General features: G+C 68.5%; 17 protein-coding genes, 1 tRNA gene and 2 pseudogenes. 14 read left to right on the forward strand and 6 right to left on the reverse strand.

From position 1 onward, the window contains the following. Nucleotides 1-86: 86 nt before the first annotated feature. The 7 genes and pseudogenes from ABZ881_RS27790 to ABZ881_RS27820 all read left to right on the forward strand — a co-directional run. Nucleotides 87-299, forward strand: a pseudogene (locus tag ABZ881_RS27790) (transposase); the annotation flags it as partial. A 68-nt stretch (nucleotides 300-367) separates the two neighbouring features. Further along, complete coding sequence (locus tag ABZ881_RS27795) at nucleotides 368-559, forward strand: helix-turn-helix domain-containing protein (protein WP_358488648.1); 192 nt, start codon at nucleotides 368-370, stop codon at nucleotides 557-559. Between the two features lie 8 nt (nucleotides 560-567). Continuing rightward, entirely contained in the window at nucleotides 568-1,797 is a 1,230-nt protein-coding gene (locus ABZ881_RS27800; RefSeq protein WP_358488649.1) for a site-specific integrase, read from the forward strand. Nucleotides 1,798-2,388: 591 nt separating this feature from the next. Further along, entirely contained in the window at nucleotides 2,389-3,999 is a 1,611-nt protein-coding gene (locus tag ABZ881_RS27805) for a DUF262 domain-containing protein (RefSeq protein ID WP_358488650.1), read from the forward strand. Beyond that, a pseudogene (locus tag ABZ881_RS27810) lies at nucleotides 3,989-4,315 on the forward strand (HipA N-terminal domain-containing protein); the annotation flags it as partial. The gene ABZ881_RS27805 and the pseudogene ABZ881_RS27810, both read left to right, overlap by 11 nt. A gap of 42 nt (nucleotides 4,316-4,357) precedes the next feature. Next, nucleotides 4,358-5,242, forward strand: coding sequence for a HipA domain-containing protein (locus ABZ881_RS27815; RefSeq protein WP_358488690.1), 885 nt, complete (start codon nucleotides 4,358-4,360; stop codon nucleotides 5,240-5,242). A gap of 193 nt (nucleotides 5,243-5,435) precedes the next feature. Next, nucleotides 5,436-5,993 (forward strand): HD domain-containing protein, encoded by a 558-nt coding sequence (locus ABZ881_RS27820; protein WP_358488651.1) that lies wholly within the window; start codon nucleotides 5,436-5,438, stop codon nucleotides 5,991-5,993. Here ABZ881_RS27820 and ABZ881_RS27825 read toward each other — a convergent pair. Both ABZ881_RS27825 and ABZ881_RS27830 read right to left on the reverse strand, forming a co-directional pair. Continuing rightward, nucleotides 5,984-6,451, reverse strand: coding sequence for an NUDIX domain-containing protein (locus ABZ881_RS27825; RefSeq protein ID WP_358488652.1), 468 nt, complete (start codon nucleotides 6,449-6,451; stop codon nucleotides 5,984-5,986). The two genes, ABZ881_RS27820 and ABZ881_RS27825, sit on opposite strands and share 10 nt — an antisense overlap. Nucleotides 6,452-6,458: 7 nt before the next feature. Further along, nucleotides 6,459-7,202 (reverse strand): XRE family transcriptional regulator, encoded by a 744-nt coding sequence (locus ABZ881_RS27830; RefSeq protein WP_210027361.1) that lies wholly within the window; start codon nucleotides 7,200-7,202, stop codon nucleotides 6,459-6,461. Nucleotides 7,203-7,359: 157 nt separating this feature from the next. Here ABZ881_RS27830 and ABZ881_RS27835 point away from each other — a divergent pair, with 157 nt between their 5' ends. The 7 genes from ABZ881_RS27835 (at nucleotide 7,360) to ABZ881_RS27865 (ending at nucleotide 12,937) form a co-directional block, all read left to right on the forward strand. Next, complete coding sequence (locus ABZ881_RS27835) at nucleotides 7,360-7,683, forward strand: hypothetical protein (protein WP_358488653.1); 324 nt, start codon at nucleotides 7,360-7,362, stop codon at nucleotides 7,681-7,683. A gap of 125 nt (nucleotides 7,684-7,808) precedes the next feature. Then, entirely contained in the window at nucleotides 7,809-8,618 is an 810-nt protein-coding gene (locus tag ABZ881_RS27840) for a hypothetical protein (protein WP_358488654.1), read from the forward strand. Further along, entirely contained in the window at nucleotides 8,611-9,576 is a 966-nt protein-coding gene (locus ABZ881_RS27845) for an FtsK/SpoIIIE domain-containing protein (RefSeq protein ID WP_358488655.1), read from the forward strand. Before ABZ881_RS27840 ends, ABZ881_RS27845 begins: the two co-directional genes overlap by 8 nt. Beyond that, nucleotides 9,573-9,890: a hypothetical protein gene (locus ABZ881_RS27850; protein WP_358488656.1), complete on the forward strand. Its 318-nt coding sequence runs from the start codon at nucleotides 9,573-9,575 to the stop codon at nucleotides 9,888-9,890. The genes ABZ881_RS27845 and ABZ881_RS27850 overlap by 4 nt, the downstream gene beginning before the upstream one ends. Further along, entirely contained in the window at nucleotides 9,890-11,419 is a 1,530-nt protein-coding gene (locus ABZ881_RS27855) for a replication initiator (protein WP_358488657.1), read from the forward strand. The genes ABZ881_RS27850 and ABZ881_RS27855 overlap by 1 nt, the downstream gene beginning before the upstream one ends. A gap of 13 nt (nucleotides 11,420-11,432) precedes the next feature. Next, nucleotides 11,433-11,678: a helix-turn-helix domain-containing protein gene (locus ABZ881_RS27860; RefSeq protein ID WP_020627013.1), complete on the forward strand. Its 246-nt coding sequence runs from the start codon at nucleotides 11,433-11,435 to the stop codon at nucleotides 11,676-11,678. Next, complete coding sequence (locus ABZ881_RS27865) at nucleotides 11,675-12,937, forward strand: site-specific integrase (protein WP_358488658.1); 1,263 nt, start codon at nucleotides 11,675-11,677, stop codon at nucleotides 12,935-12,937. The genes ABZ881_RS27860 and ABZ881_RS27865 overlap by 4 nt, the downstream gene beginning before the upstream one ends. 79 nt (nucleotides 12,938-13,016) lie before the next feature. Here the strand turns inward: ABZ881_RS27865 and ABZ881_RS27870 are convergent. The 4 genes from ABZ881_RS27870 to ABZ881_RS27885 form a co-directional block, all read right to left on the reverse strand. Beyond that, nucleotides 13,017-13,088, reverse strand: a tRNA-Val gene (locus ABZ881_RS27870). Between the two features lie 62 nt (nucleotides 13,089-13,150). Continuing rightward, entirely contained in the window at nucleotides 13,151-13,573 is a 423-nt protein-coding gene (locus ABZ881_RS27875) for a TIGR02611 family protein (protein WP_358488659.1), read from the reverse strand. 137 nt (nucleotides 13,574-13,710) lie between these two features. Further along, entirely contained in the window at nucleotides 13,711-14,694 is a 984-nt protein-coding gene (locus ABZ881_RS27880; RefSeq protein ID WP_358488660.1) for an anti-sigma factor, read from the reverse strand. A gap of 26 nt (nucleotides 14,695-14,720) precedes the next feature. Continuing rightward, complete coding sequence (locus ABZ881_RS27885) at nucleotides 14,721-15,398, reverse strand: sigma-70 family RNA polymerase sigma factor (protein WP_358488661.1); 678 nt, start codon at nucleotides 15,396-15,398, stop codon at nucleotides 14,721-14,723. Nucleotides 15,399-15,508 lie beyond the last annotated feature (110 nt).

The raw sequence follows: 15,508 nt of genomic DNA on the forward strand, positions 1-15,508 counted from the left end.
ACATCATCATCAGACACATGTGGACCGACGCGAGACGCTCCACGACAACCACACCGACCAACTTGGCGACTGCTGCTTGACAAGAGAGCTTCGAGAGCGTGAACGCCCGGATCCGGCGGGCGGTCAAGGCCCGCGGTCACTTCCCGAACGAGGCCGCCGCGCTCAAGTGCGTCTACATGGCGATCATGAGTCTCGACCCCACCGGCACCGGGCAGCGCCGGTGGTCGATCCGCTGGAAGCCCGCCCTGAACGCCTTCGACATCGCCTTCGACGGACGCCTGTCCGCCGGACGCAAGTAACCCGACCAACCTCAGTTACACCGGAAAGTTGACAGTCCCACCGCATGACGCCGAGGAAGGAGAGACCGGTGGAGCAGTTGACGTACAGCGTGGAGCAGGTCGCCGAGATGCTGGGCGTGGCCCGAGGAGTCGCCTACGAGCAGGTCCGGTCCGGGGAGATCCCGGCCATCCGGGTCGGCCGCCGATGGCTGATCCCGCGGAACCGCTTCCACGCCTGGCTCGACGGCGAGGTCCGGGAGTCCGTGCGGGGCGTGGCCTGATGGGGTTCGTGCGTAAGACCGACGGTGGGCGCTACAAGGCGTTCTGGCGCGACCCGACCGGGCAGCAGCGCTCCAAGACGTTCCGGACCAAGAAGGAGGCCGGCGCGTTCCTCGCGGAGACCGAGACCTCCAAGAGCCACGGGACCTACGTGTCCCCGCACGCGGGTCGGACGACGTTCGGTGACCACGCCGAGGCATGGTCCGCCTCGTGGAACACCGAGCAGACCACCGCGGCCCGGGACCGCTCGGTGATGCGTACCCACGTCCTGCCCCAGTGGGCGGACTGGCAGCTCGCGAAGATCGACCACCTGTCCGTGCAGCAGTGGGTGACGGAGTTGGGCCACACCCGGTCTCGGGCCACTGTCGCCGAGGCATACCGGCTCACCGCGGCGGTCCTGCGCTCGGCGGTACGGAATCGACTGATCGCGTTCAACCCGGCCACGGACGTCCGGATCCCGAAGCGGCGCCGACAGGACACCGACGAGCGGGTGATCAGCCGGGAGGATCTTCGCGAAGTGCTCCTGCCCGCCGTTCCGGAGCGTCATCGGGCGCTCATCGCCACAGCGGCCGGAGCCGGCCTCCGCTGGGGTGAGGTCGCCGGGCTGCGGGAGGACGTCGTGGACCTCGATGCCGGGACGGTGTCCATCGTGCGCACGGTGATCGAGGTCGCGGGCAAGCGGAGCTTCAAGCCGTTCCCGAAGTCGACGGCGGGCCGTCGCGTCGTCCCGCTCCCCCAGTGGGTCGTGACTGCAATCCGGGAGCACCTGCGCCGCTGGCCGCAAGAGTCGACATCGCCGATCTTCGCGAACGAGTTCGGCGGACCGCTGGGCCGGACGATCTTCCGCTCGCGGGTTTGGCGGCCGTCGCTCGTCCGGGCCGGTCTCCTGGGCTCGGTGGTCCAGGTCGGTCCGAAGCTGTTCCGGGCCCGCTGGCTCGACCGGGAGGGCAACCAGCACACGGAGACTGCCCCGACGTACGCCCAGGCCGTGATGGAGGTCGCCCGCAGCAGCGCCGATGGTCTCCGCTTCCACGACCTGCGCCACTCGTACGCCACCTGGCTCGTCGACGACGGCGTTCCGCCGAACATGGTCCAGCGGGTCCTGGGGCACGAGCGCTCGTCCACGACGCTGGACCTCTACACCCGGCGGACCGACAACTCGGCGCGCATCCTCCAGGCACTCGACGACGAGGACCCGGACGACGGCATCGGAGCCGCAGGCATCGGGCAGCGTGCCTGATGACCGCTGCTGCCTCCACGCTGCCTGCTCGACCCGGGGAACGAGAAAACCCCCGGTCCCGAACCTCTTGCGAGGCTGTGACCAGGGGTTTTGACTGTGGGCGATACTGGGATCGAACCAGTGACCTCTTCGGTGTGAATGCGGCCCGGCTTACGTTCCTGCTGCTGGCGAGGCTTGTACAACGCGCTGACCTGCCGAGCTTCTACCGGCTCGGTGCGGCCCGTACCCGCGGCACCTGGCAGGGATGTTCCCTCGATGTTCCTCGTGATCATCGGGCCGGACGGCACGGCGTCTCCCCTGCCCACTCCCCTCCCTGCCCCGATACGAGGCCGCACGAGCATGGTTCGTGTGGTGTCCAGGGCCGCCGGCAGGCGGTCGCGGAGCGACGGTTCTGTGTGGGGCTAGGGGTCCCCGCACAGGTTCGCCCTGGATGGCGCGCGAACCATGTACGACCGTCGGCCGGCTCGGGGCAGGTCTGAGCTTCCGAGCGGCCAGCGCTTCTCAGCCGAAGGTAGCTACTCCTCAAGGTTCAACGCCTCGATGAGGCTCAGTTCGGTACAGTCACCACAACAAACAGAATCGGAGAATTCCGTGACTCTCGCCTCACCTCTCGACAGTACCGGTGCGACAGATTTCTCGATCCCTGAGTTAGTTAAGTACGCAGAATCTGGCACTATCCGGATCCCAACTTTTCAACGATCATTTGTCTGGGACGGTTCAGACGTTCGAAAGCTATTCGATAGCTTGTATCGTGGATTTCCAGTCGGCACACTACTTCTCTGGCAACAACCCGCAGAACAGGAGACAATCTTCTTCGGCCCCATCAGGGTCAATGCACCCCAAACTACACACGCTCTATGGGTTGTAGACGGCCAGCAGCGCGTTACTTCACTTTTTGCCTGCTTGAGTTTGCTCGCGGCCGGAGTTGATGAGCGATTCGAAGTCTACTTCGATTTAGAGACAAAGCGGTTCGTCAACGCGAAGAATGGAGTCATAAGCCCTCGTGCGATTCCACTTCGAGAAGCGCAATCATCCAGGAGCGCTGCAGCTTGGACCCGCAAGAGCGCCGACGACCTCGAACCTGACGATTTCGATGCCGCTGACGCTCTAGTTGGAGTCATCCGCGATTATAGAATTCCAGCCTACGTTGTCTCTGGCGACAATCAAGCTCTCCTCAGGGAGGTCTTCGACCGAGTCAATTCAGCCGGGCGACCAATTACGCGAGCACAGACTTTCCATGCGCTCTTTGCTAACGACACTCAACCGGGTAGCCCAGCAAGCGTTTCGAGGGCACTTAGCTCGACAGGATTTGGCGAGATCGATGATGGGCGGATTGTGCAGAGCCTCCTCGCAATTCGAGGAGGGAACGTCCAGCGCGACATTCATGACGAGTTTGTTTCTGGCGACGATCCCGCCGAATGGTACGACAAGGTCGAAGCCGCCCTTGGTAGAGCGATAGAGTTCCTCCAGAAGCAAGGTATTCCGCATCTACTACTTATGCCTAACACGCTTCCCCTTCCGGTTCTTGCAGCATTCTTTCATCTACATCCAGAGCCTTCGCCTTGGATTGAGCGACTACTTAGTCGCTGGCTCTGGCGTGGATGGGTACGAGAATTCGGCCGAGAGGGCGGCCAGACTCCAACGATGCGCCGGGCAATTACGAGTGTGAACCCGCGAAAACTGGCCCCGAATGAAGCTCCTGATGAATACTTGGCAGTAAAGCGGCTACTCGACTACGTACCCGACGTCGCACCTCCCGAATTGCCAATCTCCCCCCTTCGCACTGACAAATCGTGGAGTCGACTCCTACTACTTTCTCTAGTTGACCTTCGCCCGAAGAACTTGAATGGCACAGAAATGAACGTTGCCGCAGAGCTCAACCAGTTCGGTGCAGGTGCGATCCGTGAAATCGTACCTAACCACCGGTCTCGGGCCGCTTCTCGTGCTTTCTGGCCGGCGAACTCTGTCCGTCCGACAGGAAATGAGTTGCAAGACATACTCGACAGTCACGCCATCAGCGAATCCGCAGCTAATGCCCTGAAAATCGGCGATCGAGCTGAATTCATCGAGGTCCGCGAGCGCGATCTAACTATCCTACTTCAGGAGTTTCTGAACTCTAAGCTTGAGGTAGGAGCATCGAATCGACCACCGATCGCAGATCTACTGGTTCTAGATATGGAAGATTCCGCCGATGGCCCGTGATTCGTCACTGCTTATTCAGCTACAGGACCCGTCTGGCGTTTGGGTTGACGTCGGACACCTCGATTCCCGATATGAGCGCAACTCGTTTGAGTTTCTGGACTCGTACTGGAAGTTGCCACACCGGCCAATCCTTGGGCAGCGATTCGAAGAGCGTGGAGCGTCTTGGAAGCCAAGCTCACATACGGCCCTACCGACCTGGTTCTCACATCTATTGCCGGAGGGCCGCTTACGCGCAGCAGTTGCCGACGCAAGCGGGACAAATAAGAAGCGAGAGTTCGAGCTGCTCATGCGCCTCGGTCGAAATGACCTGCCTGGCGCGTTGCGTGCGGTTCCTGCAACTGACCGCGACACAACGGGCGTGGGCGATTTCGACGAAGACAGCGATACATCAAGTCCCGACGAGCAGAATCCGCTGCTCAAGTTTAGTCTTGCTGGAGCACAACTGAAGTACTCGCTCGCTGGATCCAAGAAGGGGCTGACAATACCTGCTTCAGGCGAAGCAGGAACCGTCATTCTCAAACTCCCAGACGAGCGAGCAGGATTTAGTGGAGTTCCCGAGGCAGAACACGGCAGCCTACAGCTCGCCCGAGCAAGTGGCATTCGCGTTCCTGACAACTGGCTTGTTAACGTAGACTCGATTGCCGGCCTAGAGAAGTGGGCGGTCACTACCAACGGACAAGCTCTTGCCATCGATCGATTCGATCGTAGTCCACGCGGGCGGGTGCACATGGAAGAGGTTGCACAGATCCTTCTAGTGCCGACCGCAATCGAGAATGCCAAGTACATGCGAGCAAACCACGAAACAGTTGCACGCATCACTGGCGCTCTTTGCACTCTCGAGGAGGTCGGCGAGATAATTGACCGGATTACCTTCAATATCCTGCTAGGAAATGGAGACGCTCACCTGAAGAACTGGGCATTCATTTATCCAGACGGACGTTCCGCACAGCTTAGCCCACTGTACGATGTATTACCGACAGTTCTATACATTGCCGAGGACCGAATGGGGATGAAGCTAGATGATCAGCGCTCGTTTGAAGCTGCTTCGCGAGCGAGCTTCAACCGCTTGGGTGAGCGCAGTGGATTTGGAGGCAGCGCAGCCCAAGAACGCGCCCTGAACGCAGCGGCGAAAGTAATAGAGAATTGGGCACTATTACGCGACTACCTTACGGCTGAGAATTATCGCGTTCTCACTGATCGCCTATCACGACTTGGCATCGTGAACGATCTCAGGTCCATCTGAGCTGGTGGCGGGCGTGCGCGCGCCGGCCGCCGGGCCGGAGGCAGGAGGCGGACGGTAGCGACGCCGCCCGTCCGGCCCGTCAGGGCCGGCTTGAAGACGTAAGGAAAGTCCTCACCGGCCGAGCGGGTGGATTCCGGTCGACCACGGTCAATGGTCCGGGCGGACGCCCGGACAGCCTCCTAGGCTCGGAGATGTGATGGTCCTCGACGCAGCCCGCTCGGTGGCTGAGCGCCACCTTGCCGAGGCGTTGCCGCGTCGCTGGAACCACGTCCAGGGCGTCGCCACACGCGCTGAGATCATCGACCCACATCTCGATGGCGGCCCGGTCCTCGTCGCCGCCTGCTGGCTCCATGATGTCGGCTACGCGCCGGACCTCGGTGCGACACGGTTCCATCCGCTCGACGGTGCCCGTGCACTTCGCGACTGGGGTGCGGACGACCTGATGTGCGGCCTGGTCGCGTTCCACTCAGCCGCCGCACACGAGGCTGACGTCCTGGGCCTGCTCGACGAGTTGCGCGCCTTCGACGATCCGCAGGGACTTGTGCGCGATCTGCTCTGGTACCTGGACATGACTACGAGCCCGGACGGCGAGCGCGTCTCGTTCGACGACCGCATGGCCGAGGTGCGGGAGCGCTACCCCGCCGACCACTACGTGAGCCGCGCTCTCGACGGCAGCATGGCCGACCGCCGTGGCGCCGTAGACCGCGCAGAGGTGTGGCTATCGTCCGTGGGCCTGGCTGGTCAGGTGTAGTACGGGTCCCGCCGGCTGAACCCGTGCTCGATCCGCAGCCGGATCGACGGGTGCACCTCGATGCCGTCCAGCTCGGCCCGCTCGACCCACAGCACTTCCGAGGACTCGTCGCTCGTCCTCGGTTCCCCGCCCTCCGGCCGGGCGCGGAAGCAGATGGAGAACTCCTGTCGGACCTCGCCGTCGCTGTAGGCCATGACGTGGTCGGGGTTGCTGTAGATCCCGACCAGGCTGGTGACCTCGATGTGGAGGCCGGTCTCTTCGTCGGTCTCGCGGACCGCGGTCTCGGTCATGGTTTCGCCGAGCTCGTGGCGTCCGCCGGGGAGCGCGTAGAGGTTGTTGTCGGTGCGGCGGATCATCAGCAGCCGGTCGCGCTTGTCGGTGACGAACGCGCTCACGGCGATGACGATGCTGGTCGCCTTCGGGGCGTCCGGGTCATGGAAGTGGTCGGTCCGGGCCACGCGCCGGTCACCAACGCGCTGGGGTCGAGGTGCTCCACACGTCGACGAAACTACGCGCATAGGTGTCGAACAGGTCCCCGGCGCCGAGCTTGCGCAGATGCAGCGCCGGGGCGTGGGCGCCGGGGACCCCGTAGACGTGGGTGTTGATGATGGCCTGGTCGTCGAACCGAAAGATCGAGTTGTAGAGCGTGGTCGTGTGGAAACGGAACTCGATGCCCGGGGTGTCCAGTAGCGGCCGGTACGCGGCCAGCCCATAGCGGATCCGCGCGGCCAGCGTCCCGGTCCCGAGGCGTTCTTCCTGGCTGCGCAGCTCGACGGCGTCGCTGTCGGGGTCGCCAAAGTTGATCCGCACGGTCACCCCGGCGCCAGCCTTCTCAGCCACGGTGCGAATGAAGTCCGGACGCTCGATGAGGAACTGGCCGGCGTGGACCAGGACGTCGATTCGGTCGGTCGCCGAGGCGAGCAGCTCGTCCCACAGCTCTGCGGGGACCGCGCCGCGGTGCGGGTAGGCGGCGACGATCTCCGAGGCCGCGATCTTCGCCTGACGCTCGGGCGGTACCGCTGCGGGCCACAGGTAGGACTCGCTCTGCCCGACCAGCGCGGACAGCGCGGCCCGGTGCCGTGCGTACGGGGTGCGGCCCTGGGTAGCCCACCGCTCGACGGTCTTGGCGTCGACGCCGATCTGCTCGGCCGCCGTCGCGGGCGTGAGGCCGGCGCTCATCAGCGCGTCGCGCAGTCGCTCGTTCGCCATCGCCGTACCCCTCCGTGGACACGAGCTGGGACGTCTTGATTCTAGCTGAGACGTCCTGAGATGTCCCTCTGTGTGGTCGGGCCGTCCCGGTGATTTCCGGAGTCTTGGACCTGCCCCGCTACGAGGGCCATCCCGATTCAGTCCCTGGAGGACGGTCATGGCAACGATCAAGGTCGACACCACCGGCACCCGCTACACCGTGGGCGCGGCTCCGCGTCCGAAGAACGACATGGACGGCCGTCAGCGCACCGACCGCCAGACCGGGACGCCGCTGTTCACCACGCAGCTGGTCAAGGTCGACGCCGAGGGCGCGGAGATCCTGACCATCACCACACCGGGGGCTCCGCAGGTCGAGCAGGGCGCAGAGGTCCGCCCGGTCGGGCTGATCGCGATCCCGTGGCAGCAGGGCCAGCGGGCCGGTGTGGCGTTCAAGGCCGACCGGATCGAGCCCGCGCACGCGCAGACGTCCAAGGCGTCCTGACCGCCTGTCTGGTCGGTGGTGCGGGTCGGGGCTGTCTTCCCCGGAGTCCCGCCCCGCACCCCGACGCTCCGTCGCTGTTCGCGCTCCCCGCCTCGTCGCTCGCCCCGCGTCCGGAAGGCCCTGTCATGGCTCGCAACGCCGCTCCTGCCCGCACCTTCGGTGCCGGGAAGTCCCGTGTGGACTCCTTCGAGATCATCTCCGCCCCGCCCGCCAACCCCGCCGTCCGCGTCGCCGCCCTGCTGCTGCGGCTGCGTGCGGAGCTGTTCGTCCTCGTCGTCGGTGTGTGGGCGTGGGTGGCGGTGGGCCCGGACCACGTCCGTGATGAGGCCGGCCGATTCGTCGCCGTCCCGGGCACCGGCTTCGACACCACGACGCGGGTCGCGCTGTTCGTCGCGATCGGGCTGGTGCTCGCGGGGCTCCCGTGGACGCGGCGGTTCCTGTTCCACCGCGCTCAGGCCGTGCTGACCCGTCACCGGGTCCGGCAGACGCTCCTGGAATGCCGGGTCCTGAACTCCCGCTCCCGGGCCTGCCCGCTCACCGTGTGGGCCCGCCCGACTCGGGTCGGGGAAGCGGTGTGGGTAGTCCTGCGCGCCGGGATCTCCCCGACCGCGATCGCCGAGCAAACCGAGGAGCTGGCATCGGCGTGCTTCGCCCGCGAGGCCCGCGTCGTCCCGTGGCCGCGGTTCACCACCGTGGTCCGAGTCGAGATCATCCGCCGCGACCCGCTGGCGCCGAACCTGATCCGCTCGGACCTGTTCCGCTACGCCTCCGGCGACATCCACGCCCCGGGCTGGCCCACCAACGACGGCCCCGACTCGCCGGTCCCGACCCCGCGCCGGGAGCCGTCCCGCTCGGCGCTGCCCGCGGCACCTCAGCCTGCGTTCGACGGCCCGTCCGACAGCGGTCGTGGTGGGGACTGGTCGGACTATGTCTGAGCACCCGCCCACACAGCCCCTGCCACTGAGCACCGATGACGAGGACTCTTCGGGGCGGCTGGTCCGCCCGCTGGTGGTCCTGCGCCGGTGGGCCGATGAGTACCGCGCCCACCGCCGCGAACGCCGCACCGACGAGGGGCCGTCGATTTGGGAGCCGATCCACCTCGGTACCGGCGAGGACGGGTGTCCTGTCCGGGTCCCGCTGATCTACCGCAACATGCTCTTGGCCGGTGAGCCCGGCGCGGGGAAGTCGGTGGGTTTGAACAACATCGTCGCCCACGCCGCGCTCGCCACGGACTGCCGACTGTGGCTGTTCGACGGCAAGATCGTCGAACTCGGCCTCTGGCGGTCGTGCGCGGACCGGTTCGTCGCCAACAGCCTCGACGACGCCATCGCCGCTCTGCTGGACCTGCAGTCGGAGATGGATCAGCGCTACGCCGTCCTCGACGACGAGCGGCGCCGCAAGATCGCCCCCGCCGACGGCGTCGCGCCGATCGTGGTCGTCCTCGACGAGCTGGCCTACTTCTCCGCCACCGTCGGGACCAAGCGCGAGCAGGAAGCCTTCTCCGTGCTCGTGCGTGACCTGGTGGCCCGGGGCCGTGCAGCCGGGATCATCGTCGTCGCGGCGACGCAGCGGCCCAGCTCGGACATCATCCCCACGAGCCTGCGGGACCTGTTCGGCTACCGGTGGGCCTTCCGCTGCACTACCGACGCCAGCTCGGACATCGTGCTCGGCCACGGCTGGGCTTCCCGCGGTCACTCCGCGGCGAGCGTGGCTCCGGAGACCAAGGGCATCGGGTTCCTCCTCGCCGAAGGCGGTGTCCCGCGGCGGATCAAGGCCGCGCACCTGTCCGACGAGCAGGTCTACGCCCTGGCCGACCGTGCCGCCATGCGACGGCTCGCCGCCGGGATCGCCCACGGCCAGGACCTCGACGACACCACCGGTGGTGCCGCATGACCGCCCGCCCGACAACGGCCGAGCTGGTCCACGCAGGGCTGCGTCGGTGCGCGGCTGCTCGCCGTCAGGCCAGCTCCCGCTACGAGCGCGGAGCCGTCACCGCCGCTGAGTGGGCCGACGCTCTCGCCGCGTTGCACGCCCGCGACGCCCGCTGGTGGTCTGTGCTCGCCCGCAGCGCCGTCGCCGACCACACGATCCCACTCGTCTACGTCGCGGCTGTGTCCGACGCCGAGGCCGGCGCCCTGCGCTCCGCCGCCGACTGGGCCCGGACCGCCCGCGAGTACACCGGCACCGCTGTGGCTCGGGTGGCGTGATGAGCACCGGCCACGGCTCGGCGACCGTCGACAGCCTCGCGGCCCGACGCCTGTCCCGCCTGGCCGGAGCCACCCCCGCCGCCGACCTGGTCGCTGCCGCAGGTCGCCGGGAGGACTTCGCTGGGTGGCTGCGCCACGTCACCCCTGCCGCCGGGTGCGCCCACCCGATCCGCCTGTCCGGGACGGTGTTCCGGGTCAAGGAAGCCACCGGCCGCATCACCTCCGAGCGCCACACCGCGGAGATGCCCGACGGCCTGATTTACACCGCCTGCGGCAACCGCCGCGCCTCTGTCTGTCCCTCGTGTGCCGAGACCTACCGGGCCGACACCTTCCAGCTCGTCACCGCCGGGCTGGTCGGCGGTAAGGGCACCCCCGCGAGCGTGGCCGGGCACCCGTGCGTGTTCTTGACCGTCACCGCCCCGTCGTTCGGTCCGGTCCACGCCCACCGCACCGATCGGAAAGGCCGGCCTCTTCCGTGCCGCCCCCGCCGCGACGACACGAGCTGCGAGCACGGGACCGGGTACGCCTGCTGGGAGCGCCACGCCGCCGACGACCCGCGCGTCGGGCAGCCGCTGTGCTTGGACTGCTACGACCACCCGCACCAGGCGGTGTGGAACTTGCACGTCGGAGAGCTGTGGCGCCGCACGATGATCGCCGCCACCCGCAACCTGCGGCAGCTCGAGAAACTCACCGGCGCCAAGCTCCGTCTGAGCTACACCAAGGTCGCCGAGTTCCAGGCCCGCGGCGCGGTCCACCTGCACGCCCTGGTTCGGCTCGACGGCCGCGACCCCGACCCGGCGCTGTCGCACCTGACCCTGTCGCCCCCGCCCGGGATCTCCGACGCCCAGGTCGCGCTACTGCTCCGTGGAGCGGTCACCGAGACCTCGTTCACCACCGCCTCGCACCCCTACCGGCCCCACGGGTGGCCGATCGCGTGGGGTGAGCAGGTCGACCCACGCCCGGTCCGGCTCGCCGCTCGCGACCTCGACGACGCTGCGGAGATCACCACGACCGCCGTCGCCGCCTACCTCGCCAAGTACGCCACGAAGGCGACCGAGACCGCCGGGCACCTCTCGACCCGGCTGCGTCCGGACACGGTGCGCTCCTACACCGACCACACCACCCACACCGGCCGTCAGATCGACGCCTGCTGGCGCCTCGGACAACGCCCCGTCGGCTGGGACCCCGACGACTGGTCCACGTCCTGGGGACGGCTGTGGCGATGGGCGCACATGCTCGGATTCGCCGGCCACTTCTCCACCCGCTCCCGGCGCTACTCCACCACCCTCACCGCGTTGCGGCAGGCACGGCGGGACTGGCAGCGCGACCACGCCAACCCCCGCCCCGCTGCGGATGAGGTCGAGCGCCTGGACGGCGAAGACACGACCGAGGTGGTCATCTCCGCGCTGCACTTCGCCGGGATCGGCTGGCACACCACCGCTGACGCGCTGCTGGCCAACACCGCGGCCGCCCAGGCACGGGCCAGGAGGCGTGCCGCCCGCGAGGAACTGACCAGCACGGCCGGATGAGGAAGGAACGGAGATGACAGACAACCACTCGGTCCTGCGGCTACCGGACCGGAGCGATGACGCGGTCTCGCTGCGTGACATCCCGGCGCCGCAGGTCTACACCGTGCGCCAGGTGGCCGGCCTGCTCGGGCTCAACTTGGGCATGACCTACGACCTGATCCGAAAGGGCGAGATCCCGGCCAAGCGGCTCGGCCGACGGTGGCTCGTCCCGCGTGAGTCGTTCCACGCCTGGCTGCTCGACATGGCGTCGGCGTCGTGAGCATCCACGTCACACCGAACGGGCAGTACCGGGCCAAGTGGCGCGACCCGTCCGGGCGGCAGCGCTCGAAGAACTTCGCGACCAAGCGCGAGGCGCGGGACTTCCTCGCGACGGTGCGGACCTCGGCGTCGAACGGCACCTACGTCGACCCGCAGGCCGGTCGTCAGCGCTTCGCCGAGCACGCCGAAGCATGGCTGGCGAGCAGGACCGGGGAATCCACCACCCGGGCCCGGGACGCCTCCGTCATGCGCACCCACGTTCTTCCGCAGTGGGGCGACTGGCAGCTCGGCAAGATCGATCACCTGTCCGTGCAGAGCTGGGTGAGCGAGCTCGGCCGCCGCCGCTCCCCCGCGACGGTCGCCGAGGCACTGCGGCTGACCTCCGGTGTCCTGCGCTCGGCGGTGCGGAACCGGCTGATCCCGTACAACCCGTGCGAGGACGTGACCCTCCCCCGCCGCCGCAAGCACGACCACGACGACCGGGTGATCACCCGTGACCAGCTCTCGGGCGATCTGCTCCCGGCCGTCCCGGCCCGGTACCGCATGCTGGTCGCCACCACGGCGTGGACGGGGCTGCGCTGGGGCGAGGCCGTCGGGTTGCAGAGCGACGCCTTGGACCTGGCCGGAGGGACGCTGCGGGTCATCCGCACCGTCGTCGAGGTCAGCGGGAACACCGACTACAAGCCGTACCCGAAGACCGGGGCCGGCCGCAGGACGGTGCCGCTCCCCCGCTGGCTCGTGCCGCAGCTGCGTGACCACGTCGCCCGCTACGGGCTCGGTGAGCGGGGCCTGGTGTTCCCCAACGCCGTCGGCAAGCCGCTGCGGCGCACACTGTTCCGCTCGCGGATCTGGCGGCCGTCGCTGGTCCGGGCCGGGCTGCTCGGCTCGGTCGAACACACCGGCTCCCATGAGTTCACCGGCCGCTGGATCGACGACGAGGGACGCGCGAACACGCTCGTCCGCGAGACCCACGCGGCGGCCGTCAAGGCGGTGGCGAGCGCGGCGGGCACCGGACTGCGGTTCCACGACCTGCGCCACTCGTACGCCACCTGGCTCGTCGACGACGGCGTGCCGCCGAACATGGTGCAGCGGGTGATGGGCCACGAGAGCGTCACCACGACGCTGCAGCTCTACACGCGGCGGACCGAGAACCACGACCGCATCCTCGACGCCCTGGGCGGCTCGATGCTCGGCGCCGACGGCCCCGACGACGAGGACCCGGACGACGGCCCGACCGCGGGAATGGCGGTGCCGCGGTGATCCGGGAATGTTCCCTGAATGTTCCCCGGGAACGACTGAGGCCCAACCCGAATTGCTCGGATTGGGCCTCTGACCTGCGTGGGCGATACTGGGATCGAACCAGTGACCTCTTCGGTGTGAACGAAGCGCTCTCCCCCTGAGCTAATCGCCCTCAGCGGTGTCCCGTACTTTACACAGCCCGCTCCCCCACCCACCGCGGGGGGTCGGTCCCGATCACCGCACCTCCGGCACGACCCCCGGTGCAGGCATCCCGCCCGGCGCCGGCCCGACCGGCGACGGCCCCATCATCGGCTTGAGCGGCGACTCCAGCCAGGCCCACTCGATCCCGAGCCATCCGCCGACGGTGTCGAACACCCCGAACAGCCACGCGCAGACCGCGACCACACCCAGGATCAGCGTCATCACCAGCAGCTGGACCGGCCGGGTCTGCCGGTGCATCCAGGCCACCCAGGCGTCGTAGCGCACCCGCACCCAGTGCAGCAGCCGCTTGGCCCAGCGGAACTCGGCGGCGAGCACGCCGAGACCGAGGAAGATGATGGCCCAGCCGGGGCCGGGCGCGGGGAGCGCGATGATCCCGAGGATCACGATGGCGGTGCCGAGCACGCCCGCGGTGATCCGGTAGCTCAGATCGAGCACGGGCCGGCAGGCGACCTCGGCCCGGAAGGCCCGGTAGCGGACCTTGGTCCGCCGGAACCACTTGCGGATCCCGGTGTACCGGCGGCGGCTCTGCTGCCCCGCCGCCGGTGCACCGGCGTCGTTCTGCTCCGTCGTACTCAGGTCCCCACCTGCCCAGCCGCGACTACTGCCGTGGGCTCGGAAGGGGCCTCCCTTCCGTGCTCCAGCGAGACGGCGTACGCACCGAACGCCTCTCGGTCAACCGATGCTACTGACAACGGTCCGACGGTCCCCGACCGGACGTCGAACGTCCCGAGTGCCCGCGGGGTCCCGTCTGCCTCGAGCCCCCACAGCACATAGGTCTGTGCGTCGACCTGGTTGGGCTCGAGTCCCATCGGCACGATCTCGCGGCCGCCGTCGTGCACCAGCACCGCCGCGACGGCGGGCTCGCCCGCCTCCGGGGCCAGGAACGCGTGCGACGTGCCGGGCTGGGCGAGCGCGGTGAGCACGCCCTCCATCTGCCGGGCCTGCGCGATGCTCGCGTCCCGCTCGGCGCGCATGCTCTGGAACTCGGTGAGCACCACACCTCCGCCGACGACGACGGCGAGCGCGGCCAGGGCCGCGACCAGCACCCGTCCGGCGCGGCGCGGCTTCCGGCCGGCCCGTCCGGGACCGCTCCCGGCACCGCCGTCCGGCCGCCCGGGCCGCGACGGCCCCGGCCCCGGCGCCGGACCCTGGCGCGGCCCGGCGACCGGCTCCGGGCGCGGCGGCCCGGCCGGCACCGGCGGCGGCACGGCCGCGGGCGGCGGGAACCGGCCGGACGCCGGGTCGGCGGGCGGGCCGGGCTGCCTGCGCGCGTGCCGCGGGGCCTGCGGCGGCGGGCCGAGCCGGTCCCCCGGCACCGGACGCTCACCGGCGCCCCGGCCGACCTGCGGCGTCCGCCGGGCCTGCTCGACGATCGACTCGCGCAGCCGGGGCGGCGGCTCGTACTGCGGGAGCGCCGTGGCCAGCCCGGTCGTCACGTCGGCGACCTCGGCGGCCGTCCGGCGGCACTCCGCGCAGCCGGGCAGGTGCTCGACGACCTCGAACTCCTCGTCGGGCTCGAGAGCGTGCAGGGCCCATCCGACCGTCTGCTCGACCATCGGACAGTGCCTCCTCTCGTTCCCGTTCACGACATTCCTCCGGAGAGATCGCCACCGGCGTCCGCGACCGCAGGTCCCAGCAGGTTCCGCAGCCGCGCCACCCCGGTGAACATCCGGGACTTGACGGTGCCCAGCGGCACCCCGGTCATCGCGGCCACCTCGCGTTGGGTGTAGCCGCCGTAGTACGCCAGCGCGAGCACCTGCCGCTGCTCGGCGGGCAGCCTGCCGAGCGCGTCCCGCACCTGGCCGGCGACCACCGAGCCGATCGCATCCTCGTCGGCGCCCGGGCCGGGCGGGGCGTTCCACTCGGCGCCGTCCTCGGTGGCGGGCACGCTCCGTCGCCGGATCACACTCTCCCGGCGGACCGCGTCCACCGACTTGTGGTGCACGAGGGTGAGCAGCCAGGTGCCGAACCGTCCGCGGTTCGGGTCGAACCGGGACGGGTCCCGCCAGAAGGCCAGGAACACCTCCTGCACGACGTCCTCGGCGATTCCCTCGTCCGCGCAGATCCGTCGCGCCAACGAGTACGCCTGCCGCCCGAACCGGTCGTAGAGCTCACCCAGTGCGGTCGAGTCCCCGGCCAGGATCCGTTCCACGAGCCGGGCGTCGCCGGCGTCGTCACGACGCGGTGGCTCGCGGCGCGCGGCACCGTCACCGGGCCGCCCGCGTTCCGGACGCTCCGGCGGGTCGGCGATGCCTGCCACCAGCGTTGTCCTCACATTGCAGTCTTCGGGATCTGTGTCCGAACGGTTCGGACTCCGGCAAGAGTAGTCGCCGGCGGCCGTCCGCCTCACACGCCAGGACGGCAGAGTGC

It is taken from the genome of Pseudonocardia sp. NPDC046786 (genome assembly GCF_040645415.1).
GTDB classification, from domain to species: Bacteria; Actinomycetota; Actinomycetes; order Mycobacteriales; family Pseudonocardiaceae; genus Pseudonocardia; species Pseudonocardia kongjuensis.

Coding starts and splice junctions, on each gene's coding strand:
- ABZ881_RS27830 (WP_210027361.1), bottom strand. CDS start 7,202: ATGGCGAACGAGCGACTGCGCGACGCGCTGATGAGCGCCGGCCTCACG.
- ABZ881_RS27835 (WP_358488653.1), top strand. CDS start 7,360: ATGGCAACGATCAAGGTCGACACCACCGGCACCCGCTACACCGTGGGC.
- ABZ881_RS27840 (WP_358488654.1), top strand. CDS start 7,809: ATGGCTCGCAACGCCGCTCCTGCCCGCACCTTCGGTGCCGGGAAGTCC.
- ABZ881_RS27845 (WP_358488655.1), top strand. CDS start 8,611: ATGTCTGAGCACCCGCCCACACAGCCCCTGCCACTGAGCACCGATGAC.
- ABZ881_RS27850 (WP_358488656.1), top strand. CDS start 9,573: ATGACCGCCCGCCCGACAACGGCCGAGCTGGTCCACGCAGGGCTGCGT.
- ABZ881_RS27855 (WP_358488657.1), top strand. CDS start 9,890: ATGAGCACCGGCCACGGCTCGGCGACCGTCGACAGCCTCGCGGCCCGA.
- ABZ881_RS27860 (WP_020627013.1), top strand. CDS start 11,433: ATGACAGACAACCACTCGGTCCTGCGGCTACCGGACCGGAGCGATGAC.
- ABZ881_RS27880 (WP_358488660.1), bottom strand. CDS start 14,694: ATGGTCGAGCAGACGGTCGGATGGGCCCTGCACGCTCTCGAGCCCGAC.